This is a genomic window from Caulobacter sp. FV1ye6ST (genome assembly GCF_058681225.1).
In genome coordinates this window covers 684,956-697,822 of sequence record NZ_CM178733.1, presented here as the reverse complement: position 1 = coordinate 697,822, position 12,867 = coordinate 684,956, and the positions used below count along the sequence as shown (strand labels likewise).

The window sequence follows — 12,867 nt, the reverse complement described above, 5'->3', positions numbered from 1 at the left end:
GAGAACGATGCTCTCCGCCGGGCGCGGGGGCTTCGGCGTTGTCAGTTCAGGGATCACCATGCTCGACCGTCGCCAGATCATGTTGGGGACGGCCGCCGCCGCCCTCTCGACCGCCCTTCCGGCCATCGCCGCACCGAAGGACGATCTCTACAAGCTGTTCGACGCCTTCTTCGACGAGGACCTGAGCGATAGCCCCGAGCAGGCGACCAATCTGGGCCTCGACATCGGCAAGCACGCCGACGCCCGCTCCAAGCTCTCGGACCGCTCGATCGCCGCCTGGAAGCGCGACCGCGCCGAGCCGGCCCAGCGCATCGCCCGCCTCAGGAAGATCGACCGCAAGGCCCTGACCGGCGAGGACGCGATCAACTACGACACCGCCCTCTTCAACTACGAGGCCCGTGAGGGCACGTCGAAGTTCGACTATGGCAGCGGCTCGCGCCCGTTCGTGCTGACCCAGTACTACGGAGCCTACATCTCGACCCCCAGCTTCCTGGACAGCAAGCACAAGATCGAGAACGCGGCCGACGCCGACAACTACATTGCCCGCATGAAGGCCTTCGCGGTCGTGCTCGATCAGGAGACGGAACGAGCTGGCGCCGACGCCGCCAAGGGCGTGATCCCGTCGGACTTCATGGTCGACAAGGCCATCGCCCAGTTGCGGCAGTTCCGCGCCATCCCGGTCGAGCGGAACGTGCTGGTCGCCTCGGCCGCCCGCCGCGCCAAGCAATACGGCGACTATGACGTCCAGGCCGCCAAGGTCCTGACCGGCGAGATCCAGCCCGCCCTCGACCGCCAGATCGCCGCCTTGCAGGCCATGCGGCCCAAGGCCGTGCACGACGCCGGCATCGGCCGCCTGAAGGACGGCGACGCCTTATACGCCGCCCTGCTGAAGATCTACACGACCACTAACAAGACCCCCGAGGACGTCCACCGTCTGGGCCTGGACGAAGGCGCCGAGATCCAGGCGCGCATGGACGAGATCCTCAAGAAGCGCGGCCTGACCCAAGGGACCGTCGGCGCCCGCATGGCCGCCCTCGGCAAGCAGCCGGACCAAGTGTTCCCGAACACCGACGAGGGCCGCGCCCAGATCCTGGAATACTGCCGCGGACGCCTGGCCAAGCTCCAGCCCGAGCTGCCGAACTGGTTCAACCTGATGCCCAAGATCCCGGTCGAGGTCCGCCGCGTGCCGACCTATACCGAGGCCGGCTCGTCGGGCGCCTACTACGAGCGGCCGGCCCTGGACGGTTCGCGCCCCGGCGCGGTCTATATCAATCTCAAGGACACGGCCGAGTGGCCGCGCCTGTCGCTGGCGACCCTGATCCATCACGAGGGCGCGCCAGGCCACCACTTCCAATTGGCCCTGGTCGCCCAGAGCAACCTGCCCAAGCTGCGCCAGAACATGGGCTTCTCCGCCAATACCGAGGGCTGGGCGCTCTATGCGGAGCAGCTCGCCATGGAAATGGGCATGTACGAAGGCGACGACCTCAGCCTGCTGGGCATGTACCAGGCCCGGCTGTTCCGCGCCTCGCGCTGCGTGGTCGACACCGGCCTGCACGCCAAGGGCTGGAGCCGCGAGAAGGCCATCGCCTACATGGTCGACACCGGCGGCGACTCCCTCGGCAAGATCTCCCGCGAGGTCGACCGCTACTGCGCCAACCCCGGCCAGGCCTGCTCCTACAAGGTCGGGCACACCGTCTGGGCGGCGTCGCGCGAGCGCGCCAAGAAGCGCCTGGGCGGCAAGTTCGACATCAAGCGCTTCCACGACACCGCCCTGATGGTGGGTCCGGCCCCGCTGACGGTGCTGGAGGGCGTGATCGACCGCTGGCAGGGGTGACAAACGGAGAAGGCCCCTCTCCCTCAAGGAGAGGGATTTCGCACTAGCCGCTTCGCCCAAAATGAGACCGGTACCATTTCTGACTTGAGTGGTCAGACAACCGCCTCCATAGTGCCTTGACGAAGGCGGCCCCAGAGCCGCCGGCCATTGCGCACCGGGAGCGCGACAGCCGAAAGCGCTTTGCGGTTTCGGCGTTAGTCGCGCTCAAAAGTTAAAACACGACGGCCTGTCCGAAGGACAGGCCTAGGGGGAAACAAACGGATGACCACCACCCTCACCCGCCGCCTGTTCGGCGCGAGCCTCGCGGCGCTGTCGGCCGCCGCCATGCCTGGCCTGGCGCGGGCCGCCGACAAGGCCGCCAAGAAGTCCGGCGACAAGCCGCTCTACAAGGACGCCGCCCAGCCGATCGACGCCCGGGTCCAGGACCTGCTGGCGCGCATGACGCTTGAGGAGAAGGCCGCCCAGCTGATCGGCATCTGGCTGACCAAGAACAAGATCCAGACCCCCGAGGGCGAGTTCTCGCCGGAGGAGGCCAGCAAGAACTTCCCCAACGGCCTGGGCCAGATCTCGCGTCCGTCCGACCGCAAGGGCGCCAAGCCCGCCACGGTGATCGACGCGGCGGCCGGCGCCGACGACGGCGCGGTCAACCGCAACGCCAAGGAGACCGCGCGCTACACCAACGCCGCCCAGAAGTGGGCCGTGGAAAAGACGCGCCTGGGCATCCCGCTGCTGATGCACGACGAGGCCCTGCACGGCTATGTCGCCCGTGACGCCACCAGCTTCCCGCAGGCCATCGCCCTGGCCTCGACCTTCGACACCGAGCTGACCGAGAAGATCTTCGCCGTCGCCGCCCGCGAGATGCGCGCCCGCGGCTCGAACCTCGCTCTGGCCCCCGTGGTCGACGTGGCCCGCGACCCGCGCTGGGGCCGCATCGAGGAGACCTATGGCGAGGACCCGCACGTCTGCGCCGAGATCGGCCTGGCCGCTATCCGCGGTTTCCAGGGGTCGACCCTGCCGCTGGCCAAGGACAAGGTGTTCGTCACCCTCAAGCACATGACCGGCCACGGCCAGCCCGAGAACGGCACCAATGTCGGCCCGGCCCAGATCGCCGAGCGCACCCTGCGCGAGAATTTCTTCCCGCCGTTCGAACGCGCGGTGAAGGAACTGCCCGTCCGCGCCGTCATGCCGTCATACAACGAGATCGACGGCGTCCCCTCGCACGCCAACCACTGGCTGCTGACCAAGATCCTGCGCGAGGAGTGGGGCTACAAGGGCTCGGTCCAGTCGGACTACTTCGCGATCAAGGAGCTGATCGCTCGCCACAAGCTGACCACCGACCTTGGCCAGACGGCCGTGATGGCCATGCATGCCGGCGTCGATGTCGAGCTGCCCGACGGCGAAGCCTACGCCCTGATCCCGCAACTGGTGAAGGACGGCCGCATCCCGGCGTTCGAGGTCGACGCCGCCGTCGCCCGAGTGCTGACCATGAAGTTCGAAGGCGGCCTGTTCGAGAACCCCTACTGCGACGAGAAGACGGCCGACGCCAAGACCGCGACGCCGGACGCCGTCGCCCTGGCTCGCGAGGCCGCCCGCAAGGCCGTGGTGCTGCTGAAGAACGAGAGCAAGAATGGCGGGGGGGGTCTGCTGCCGCTGGACGGCAAGAAGATCAAGCGCCTGGCCCTCTTGGGCACGCACGCCAAGGACACCCCGATCGGCGGTTACTCCGACGTGCCGCGCCATGTGGTGTCGATCTACGAAGGCCTGACAACCGAAGCGAAGGCCCAGGGTTTCACCCTCGACTACGCCGAGGCCGTGCGCATCACCGAGCAGCGCATCTGGGCCCAGGACCAGGTCAATTTCACCGACCCGGCCGTCAACGCCAAGCTGATCGCCGAGGCCGTCGAGGTCGCCAGGAAGGCCGACGTCGTCGTCATGGTGCTGGGCGACAACGAACAGACCAGCCGCGAGGCCTGGGCCGACAACCACCTGGGCGACCGCGAGAGCCTGGACCTGGTCGGCCAGCAGAACGACCTGGCCAAGGCGATCTTCGACCTGGGCAAGCCGACCGTGGTGTTCCTGCTGAACGGCCGACCGCTGTCGATCAACCTGCTGGCCGAGCGCGCCGACGCCATCGTCGAGGGCTGGTATCTCGGCCAGGAGACCGGCAACGCCGCCGCCGACGTGCTGTTCGGCCGCGCCAACCCGGGCGGCAAGCTGCCGGTCAGCATCGCCCGCGACGTCGGCCAGCTGCCGATCTACTACAACCGCAAGCCCACCGCCCGCCGCGGCTATCTGGGCGGCGACGTCACCCCGCTCTATCCGTTCGGCTTCGGCCTTTCGTACACGAGCTTCGACATCTCGGCGCCGCGTCTCGCCAAGGCCAAGATCGGCCAGGGCGAGAGCGTCAAGGTCGAAATCGACGTGGCCAACACCGGCAAGGTGGCCGGCGACGAGGTGGTCCAGCTCTACATCCACGACGAGCAGGCCTCGGTCACCCGTCCGGTGCTGGAGCTGAAGCACTTCAAGCGCGTCACCCTGGCGGCCGGCGCCAGGACGACGGTGAGCTTCGAGATCAAGCCGTCGGACCTGTGGTTCTGGAACCTCGACATGCAGCGCGTCGTCGAGCCGGGGGACTTCTCGATCCTGGTCGGCCCGAACTCCGCGGACCTGAAGAAGGCGACGCTGACGGTCGCTTGAGGGCGCCTGGCTGCTCCCCCTCTGGGGAGCTGTCGCGAAGCGAGTGAGGGGGCAAGTGCCGCTTAGGCCGAGCTGGCCCCCTCCGGCCCGGAGTTTATCCTCGGGCGCGCGTTTCGCGCGACCCGGGGAGGCCACCTCCCCCGCAGCGCGGGGGAGGATCTGTAAGACTCCGAAGCCAAGTTTGATCCGGATCAGGGTTCAGCTTCGGCCCCTCACGCACCATGTTCCCAGCCATGGCTGCTCTCCCGCCCCCACAGTTCACCGACGCCGAGATCGACGCCCTGGTCGAGACCTTCTATGCGCGCGTTCGCCGCCACCATCGCCTGGGCCCGATCTTCGAGACCGCGATCGGCGAGGATGGCTGGCCCGCGCACCTGGCGACGCTGAAGGACTTCTGGTCGTCGGTGCTGAACACCAGCGGACGCTACAAGGGCCAGCCGGTGGCGGTGCATCAACAGGTCGAAGGCCTGACCGAGGGCCTGTTCATGCCGTGGCTGAACCTGTTCCATCAGACCTGCGTCGAGCTGTTCGACGCCCCGCGCGCCGCCATCGTGGGCCAGAAGGCCGAGCGCATCGCCCGTAGCCTGAAGCTCGGCGTGTTCTTCAAGCCGGACGCGGTCGCTTGAGCGGCCTGGCCGCCGAGGGTTTCGTCCGCTTCGAGGCCGCCGAGACCCACACCCTGCTTGGCGACGAGGCCGTGGCCCAGTGGCCGACCTTCGCGGACAGCTGGAACGACCTGCCCCTCGACGGCTTCATGGCCGACGGCGGCCGCTATCGTCGCCGGCGGTTCGCGGCCTTCTCCGCTCTTCCGGGCCAGGTCGAACGAAAGCCGCACCAGCCGCACTGGCAGAGCCGCGACTACAACCCGCTGAACGGCGGCGTGCAGCGCTGGTTCGAGCCCATCACCGACGCGATCGCCGAGCACCCGGTGACGCAGGGCGTCATCCGCGCCGGCCTCGAACGCTTCCACCCGCTGTCGGGGGCCCCCGCCGCGCCCTGGCATGTCGAACTGCACCAGTTCCGCATCGAGGCCCGCGCCGACGAGACGGGCCAGCCGACGCCCGAGGGCGCGCATCGCGACGGAGTCGACTGGGTGATCGTCATGCTGGTGGATCGCCAGAACGTCGACAGCGGCGTCACCGACATCTACGCGCCCGACGGAACGAGCCTGGGCTCCTTCACACTGACAGCTCCTGGCGACGCGGTATTCCTGGACGACCACCGCGTGCTGCACGGCGTCACGCCGATCCAGCCGCACGACCCGGAGCAGCCGGCGCTGCGCGATGTGCTGGTCGTCACATATCGACAGGAAGAAGTTGTGTAGCGACGCAGGCGTCGCGGTGGTTGCACATGCGACCGTTTGCCTCACCGCGCCCTGGTTTAGACCACGGTCGCGACGTGACACGGTGAGGCTTGGCCCTTCGACAGGATTGAACGTCCGCGCATGTCTCGAGACGACCAAGGTCTGCCGGGCAATCCGCCGCGGGGCAAAGCGCTAGGGGAGAGACGCGCCGTCTTGTCCAGCGCGATGGCCGACGCCGTCCCGATCCTGATCAGCTATGTCGACCGCGAGCAGCGCTATCGCTTCGTCAATCGCGCTTACGAGCACTGGTTCGGGATCGATCGCTCGCAGATCGAGGGCAAGACCCTGGAGGAGGTGCTCGGCGCGGAAGCCTATGGTCGGGTGCGCGATCATGTGACCCAAGCCCTGTCCGGCGAGAGCGTCACCTTCGAGGCCGAGTACGACTATCGAGGCGCGGGGGTCCGTCACATAGAGGCCCAGTACGTGCCCGATATCGCCCCGAACGGCGACATCCCCGGCTACTACGTCCTGGTCAGCGACATCACCGACCGCAGGCGGGCCGCCGCCGAGCTGGAACGGGCGCTGAGCGGCGAGCGGCGGCGCGCCGCGTTGCTCGACCTGGGCCAGAAACTGCGCGACGAGGCCGACCCCATCGCCATCGCCCGCATCGCGGCGCGAACCCTGGCCGAGCAGTTGGGCGTGGCCCGCGCCGGCTATGCCGAGATGGACGCCGATGTCGACATCGCCGACATCGTGGCCGACGACGGCGCCCCGGACGCCGGCGTCGTCCTCCTGACCGGCCAGCGGTTCCGCATCGACGACTTCGGCGCCTCGATGAGCGCCGACATGCGCGCGGGACGCACCGTGGCGGTCGGCGACGTGGCCCTGGACCCGCGCACCAACGCGCCGGACTCGCTGGAGGCCTACGCCCAGATCGGCATCCGCGCCTTCGTCACCGTCTCGCTGATCAAGACCGGGCGCCTGTCGGCCTACCTGTTCCTGGCCCATGACGAACCGCGCGCCTTCTCGGTCGACGAGCTGGCTTTCGTCGCCGATGTCGCCGAGCTGATCTGGATCTCCCGGGAGCGGGCCCGGTCGGAGCAGGCCCTCCGGCGCGCCGTCGAGACCGAGCGCCTGCTGATCCGCGAGGTCGACCACCGCGCCAAGAACGTGCTGGCCGTCGTCCAGTCCCTGGCCCAGCTGACGCCGTTCCACAGCAAGGCGCAGTATGTCGAGGCGCTGTCGGGCCGGATCGGTTCGCTGGCCCGCGCCCACAGCCTGCTGTCGAACGCCCGATGGAGCGGCGTCGACCTGCATGACCTGCTACGGCTGGAGCTGGATCCCTATCGCGGGGCCGATGGCGCTGGGGACGCCCAACAGCTGGTCATCGACGGCCCGCCGGCCCTGATCGACGCCCAGAGCGCCCAGTCCCTGGCCCTGGTGCTGCACGAGCTGGCCACCAATGCGTCCAAGTACGGCGCTCTCGCCCGGCCGGAGGGCAGGCTGTCGGTAACCTGGAGCTGGAACGCGGGCGGCGCGCTGCATCTGGTCTGGCGCGAGATCGCCGGCGTCCGGATCGCCCCGCCCCAGCGGCGCGGCTTCGGCTCGACGCTGATCGAAAACGCCGTCAAGCAGGCGGCCGCCCGCGTGGCCCTGGACTGGCGCCCCGAGGGTCTGGAGGTCCGCCTCGACATCCCCACCGGCGCCCAGCCGCGCGCGGCCGAGAGCATTCCGGCCTACCGCCCCGGCCTTGCCAACGACGAGGCTCCGACCCTGCGCGGCCAGCGTGTGCTGATCGTCGAGGACGAGGCCGTGGTCGCCATGGAGCTGGCCCGCGTCCTGACCGAGGCCGGCGCCACGGTCGTGGGTCCTGTCGGCGCCATCGAGGCGGCGCTGGACCTGCTTGATGACGGCCAGCCGATCGACCGGGCCTTGCTGGACGTCAATCTGGGCGGTCGCCTGATCACCCCGGTGGCCAAGGCCCTGGCCGATCGGCGCATCCCGTTCGTCTACCTGACCGGCTATCAGGAGCCCGATGTCGGCGGCGGCCCCATTCTGAGAAAGCCCATCGCCGCGAGCGCCCTGCTAGGCGCCCTGGCCCGGGGCGCCCAGGACGCGCGGTGAGGCCTCGATGCGGTGAGGCGTCCACCTGCTTTTGGGCGCCCGGCCGAGTCTTGTGGCTTGAAATTGCAATTCGTTCTCAAGTAAGGACGAACCTCCGTCGCCAAGGTTCGTCAGGACACCGTGAAATCCGCCGCCGATCAGCATCGCCGATCCTTCTGGCTGAAGCAGCTGCACCAGTGGCACTGGATCAGCGCGGCCCTGTCGCTGATCGGCATGCTGCTGTTCGCGATCACCGGCTTCACCCTGAACCACGCCGGCCAGATCGAGGCCAAGCCCGTGGTGGTCTCGCGCAAGGCCACCTTGCCGCCCGACCTGCTGGCCGTGCTGGCCAAGGGTCCCGAACAGGGCAAGCGCCCCCTGCCCGTCGCCCTTGAGCCCTTCCTGGACAAGGCCGTCGGCGCGCAGGTGGCGGGCCGCGAAGGCGAGTGGTCGGCGGACGAGGTCTATGTCGCCCTGGCCCGGCCGGGCGGCGACGCCTGGGTCTCGATCGACCGCGAGACCGGCGCCGTCGAGCACGAAAAGACCACGCGCGGCGCGATCTCGCTGCTCAACGACCTGCACAAGGGCCGCAACACCGGCAAGGCGTGGAGCTGGTTCATCGACATCTTCGCCGGCGCCTGCGTGATCTTCACGGTCACCGGCCTGATCCTGCTGCAGTTCCACGCCCGCGCCCGGCCGCTGACCTGGCCGCTGGTCGGGCTGGGCCTGGTCGTCCCCGTCATTCTCGTCATCCTTTTCGTCCACCTTTAGAGGCAGACCCCGTGAAGCGTTCGATCTCCCTTCTGACTTTCGCTGGCGCCGCCGCTGGCGCCGCGCCGGCCCTCGCCGCCGACCTCAACGTCACGGTCGAGGTGCCGAAGCTCACCGTCGCCGAGTACCACAAGCCCTACGTCTCGATCTGGATCGAGAACCCGGCTGACAGCGCCGCCGCCGGCACCCTGGCGGTCTGGTACGACGCCGACTCCAAGGAAGACAAAGGCGTGAAGTGGCTGAAGGACATGCGCCAGTGGTGGCGCAAGGCCGGCCGTGAAATGACCTTCCCGGCCGACGGCGTCTCGGGCGCGACCCGCGCTCCCGGCCCGCAGAAGGTCGTGTTCTCCGCCGCCAAGGGCCCGCTGAAGGACCTCAAGCCCGGCGCCTACAATCTGGTCGTCGAGGCCGCTCGCGAAGTCGGCGGCCACGAGGCCGTCCGCGTCCCCTTCGTCTGGGGCAAGCCCGGCAAGTCCGCCACGGTCAAGGGGTCCTCGGAACTCGGCGCCGTCACCGTTTCCGTGAAGTGAGAAAAGCCATGACCTTCAAGAAGCGCCTTCTGGCCGCGGCGCTGGGCGTCGCCGCCCTTGCCCTGCCGATGACCGCCTCGGCCCACCGCGGCTGGATCGTGCCGTCGGCCACCGTGCTGTCGGGCGACGTCTGGGTGACGTTCGACGCGGCCATCTCCAACGAGCTGTTCTATCCCGACCACAACGCCATGCGCCTGGACGGCGTGGTCGTCACCGCGCCGGACGGCTCGGTCGACAAGATCCAGAACGGTTCGACCGGCAAGTACCGCTCGACCTTCGACGTGGCCCTGACCAAGCCGGGCACCTGGAAGATCGGCTCGGCCAGCCAGAGCGTGATGGCCAGCTACATCGAGAACGGCGAGGTGAAGCGCTTCCGGGGTTCGCCGGACGACTTCGCCAAGCAGGTTCCGGCGGGCGCCGCCGACCTGAAGACCATCAAGAGCTTCAACCGCAACGAAGCCTTCGTCACCCGCGACAAGCCGACGACCGAGGTCTTCAAGCCGACCGGCAAGGGCCTGGAACTCGTGCCGATCACCCATCCCAACGACCTGGTCGCCGGCGAGGCCGCCAGCTTCAAGTTCCTGGTCGACGGCAAGCCCGCCGCCGATCTGGACGTGACGATCGCCGAGGGCGGCTCGCGCTACAGCCCGCGTCCCGACATGAAGGTGAAGACCGGCGCCGACGGCGTCGTGAAGTTCACCCTGCCGGAAGCCGGCATGTACTGGATCAACGCCACGGTCCGCACCGGCGCGACGCCGGGCCGCGGTCCCGGTCCGGGCGGCCCCGGCGGTGGGATGGGTGGCGGCCAGCAGGGTCCGGCCACGCCGCTGGCCGGCGACGGCTACAGCGCCAGCTACACCGCCACGATCGAAGCCCAGCGGCCGTAAAGGTCGACGGCTGAATGCTCCCTTCCCCCTTGGATGGGGGAAGGGTCGGGGATGGGGGTGGCGCGGCGTCAGGACTAGCGACGCCGCGTCAGCCTCACCGCCGCATCACCCCCAACCCTGCCATTCCCCCATCAAGGGGGAAGGGTTCGATTTGAGCGCCATGCCCCGCGTCCTTGTCCCCGCCATGAGCACGCCGCCCGCCCGCCCCGTCGGCGGAACCGTCCGCGCGTTCGGCGGCGCGACCATGGGGACGACCTGGGCGGTCAAGGCGGTGCTGCCGGCCACCACCGACCTGCCCGCGCTCGAGGCCATGGTCCAGCGCGCCCTCGACGCCGTCGTCGCCCAGATGAGCCCGTGGGAGCCGCTGTCGGACCTGTCCCGCTACAACCGCGCCGCCGCTGGGAGCTGGACGACGCTGCCCGCCGCGACCGCTAAGGTCCTGCGTCGCGCGATCGCGGTGGCGGAACAGTCCAACGGCGCCTTCGACCCGACCCTGGGCGCCCTGACCGACCTGTGGGGCTTCGGCCCGCGTCCCTTTTCCGGAGGGCCGCCGCTGGAGGGTGACATTGCCCCACTGCGTGACACCGCCGGCTGGACGCGCCTGACGCTGGAAGGCGACGCCCTCTTCCAGCCGGGCGACCTTCCCCTCGACCTCAACGGCATCGCCAAGGGCTTCGGCGTCGACCAGGCCGCCGCCGCGCTCGATCGGGCCGGCGTGAAGAGCTACCTGGTCGAGGTCGGCGGCGAGCTGCGCGGCGTCGGCGCCAAGCCCGACGGCCAGCCCTGGTGGGTCGAGCTGGAGCGCCCGCCGACAGCGAATGACACCGAACGCACGATGGTCGCCCTGCACGACCTGGCCGTCGCCACCTCGGGCGACTACCGCCGGTTCTTCGACCACGACGGCCGCCGCTACGCCCACACCCTGGATCCCGCCACCGGGGCGCCGACGAGCCACGCGACCGTCAGCGTCACGGTGCTGGCCGAGGACTGCATGAGCGCGGACGCCTGGGCCACGGCCCTGACCGTCATGGCTCCCGATGCGGCGCTGACCTTCGCGGCCGAACACGACCTGGCCGCCCTGATCGTCAGCCGAGGCGCCGGCGGCCTGGAAGAACGGCTGTCCCCCGCCCTGCAAGCGATGCTGGACTGATGGTCGACCTCTCAGCCTTCGCGCCCGAGACCCGCCGCCTGATCGAGGCCGGCGCCGTGGCCGGCGTCTACGCCCTGTTCTGCGCCGGTGTCGCCCTGCGCGAAACCCTGCGCCGCCGCGCCACGCGCAAGGCGACCCAGGCCCTGTCGCAAGGCGCCGGCGAACCGGTGCTGGTCGCCTATGCCAGCCAGACCGGCTTCGCCGAGGAACTGGCCAACGCCACCGCCCGGGCCCTGGCCGAAACCGGCGCGCCCGTGACCCTGCGCGAGCTTTCCGCCGTCACCGCCGCCGACCTGACGGGCCGCGCCCTGTTCGTGGTCAGCACCACCGGCGAGGGCGACGCGCCCGATCCCGCCCGCGCCTTCATCCGCGACGTGATGAGGGACGGGGTCGACCTGCCCAACCTGCGCTACGGCGTGCTGGCCCTGGGAGACTCGACCTATGCCGAGTTCTGCGCCTTCGGCCGGTCGCTCGACGCCTGGCTGGCCCGATCCGGCGCCGCGCCGCTGTTCGATCGCGTGGAGGTCGACGACGGCGATCCGGCCGCCCTGCGCCACTGGCAGGGGCAGCTCAGCCTGCTCACCGGGGTCACCGACGCGCCCGACTGGAGCCGACCCAGCTATGGTCGCTGGACCCTGGCCGAGCGGACCCTGCTCAACCCCGGCAGCCCCGGCGGCGAGGCGTGGCACGTGCGTCTGGCGCCAATGGACGGTGCGACCTGGGAGGCCGGCGACATCCTGGAAATCGGCCCGCGCAACAATCCGGCCGACGTCGCGGCGCTCATCGGTTCGTTGGGCTCGCCCGCGTCGCTCGCCGACACCTTGTCGGGCCTGCGCCTGCCGCACGAGCCCGCCGAGATCGAAGCCCTGCGCGGCCTGTCGGCCGAGGCCCTGGCCGAGCGCCTGACGCCGCTGCCGCATCGCGAATATTCGATCGCCTCCCTGCCCTCCGACGGCGGCGTCGAGCTGATCGTCCGCCTCATGCCCCGCGTCGATGGCGCGCCGGGCCTGGGCTCGGGCTGGCTGTGTCGGTTCGCCGAGGTCGGTGGGACGGTCGACGCGCGCGTGCGGACCAACCGCGGCTTCCACGCTCCCGAGCCCTCGCGGCCGCTTATCCTGATCGGCTCGGGCACGGGCCTGGCCGGCCTGCGCGCCCACCTGAAGGCTCGGGCGGCCCTGGGCGTCCGCTGGAACTGGCTGGTCTTCGGCGAGCGCACGGCCGCCCACGACTACTTCCATCGCGAAGAGATCGAGGGCTGGCGCGCTTCGGGTCTGCTGGACCGCGCGGACCTGGCCTTCTCCCGCGACCAGGCCGAGCGCGTCTATGTCCAGCACCGGCTGCGCGCGGCGGCCGACGTCTTGCGCCGCTGGGTGGCCAATGGCGCGGCGATCTATGTCTGCGGATCGCTGGAAGGCATGTCGCGCGACGTCCACGCGGCCCTGGTCGAGGTGCTGGGGGCGGAGATGCTGGAGCGGCTGACGGACGAGGGACGGTATCGGCGGGACGTGTACTAGAGCATTTTCCGATCGGACTGGATCGGTGAAATGCTCTAGCCCTTTGTTTTAACGCATTTTCTGACGACGAACCGGTGT

Annotated in this window: 10 protein-coding genes; all 10 read left to right on the top strand. The window is 69.6% G+C overall.

The window, feature by feature from the left end:
- Positions 1-52 precede the first annotated feature (52 nt).
- On the top strand, positions 53-1,834 hold the full coding sequence (locus ACW175_RS03320) for a DUF885 domain-containing protein (protein ID WP_492104888.1): 1,782 nt from the start codon (positions 53-55) through the stop codon (positions 1,832-1,834).
- Positions 1,835-2,095: 261 nt separating this feature from the next.
- Positions 2,096-4,531: a glycoside hydrolase family 3 N-terminal domain-containing protein gene (locus ACW175_RS03315; RefSeq protein ID WP_492103236.1), complete on the top strand. Its 2,436-nt coding sequence runs from the start codon at positions 2,096-2,098 to the stop codon at positions 4,529-4,531.
- Positions 4,532-4,764: 233 nt separating this feature from the next.
- Positions 4,765-5,157 (top strand): group III truncated hemoglobin, encoded by a 393-nt coding sequence (locus tag ACW175_RS03310; RefSeq protein ID WP_492103235.1) that lies wholly within the window; start codon positions 4,765-4,767, stop codon positions 5,155-5,157.
- Positions 5,154-5,855, top strand: coding sequence for a 2OG-Fe dioxygenase family protein (locus tag ACW175_RS03305; protein ID WP_492103234.1), 702 nt, complete (start codon positions 5,154-5,156; stop codon positions 5,853-5,855). The genes ACW175_RS03310 and ACW175_RS03305 overlap by 4 nt, the downstream gene beginning before the upstream one ends.
- Positions 5,856-6,047: 192 nt before the next feature.
- Positions 6,048-7,958 carry an HWE histidine kinase domain-containing protein gene (locus ACW175_RS03300; protein WP_492103233.1) on the top strand — a complete coding sequence of 637 codons (1,911 nt, stop codon included), beginning with the start codon at positions 6,048-6,050 and terminating at the stop codon, positions 7,956-7,958.
- Positions 7,959-8,078: 120 nt separating this feature from the next.
- A complete protein-coding gene (locus ACW175_RS03295) occupies positions 8,079-8,708 on the top strand; it encodes a PepSY-associated TM helix domain-containing protein (RefSeq protein WP_492103232.1) in 630 nt (209 codons plus the stop codon).
- An 11-nt stretch (positions 8,709-8,719) separates the two neighbouring features.
- Entirely contained in the window at positions 8,720-9,238 is a 519-nt protein-coding gene (locus ACW175_RS03290) for a DUF2271 domain-containing protein (protein ID WP_492103231.1), read from the top strand.
- A gap of 8 nt (positions 9,239-9,246) precedes the next feature.
- Entirely contained in the window at positions 9,247-10,125 is an 879-nt protein-coding gene (locus ACW175_RS03285) for a DUF4198 domain-containing protein (protein WP_492103230.1), read from the top strand.
- A gap of 184 nt (positions 10,126-10,309) precedes the next feature.
- A complete protein-coding gene (locus ACW175_RS03280; RefSeq protein ID WP_492104887.1) occupies positions 10,310-11,275 on the top strand; it encodes an FAD:protein FMN transferase in 966 nt (321 codons plus the stop codon).
- Complete coding sequence (locus ACW175_RS03275; RefSeq protein WP_492103229.1) at positions 11,275-12,789, top strand: sulfite reductase subunit alpha; 1,515 nt, start codon at positions 11,275-11,277, stop codon at positions 12,787-12,789. Before ACW175_RS03280 ends, ACW175_RS03275 begins: the two co-directional genes overlap by 1 nt.
- Positions 12,790-12,867 lie beyond the last annotated feature (78 nt).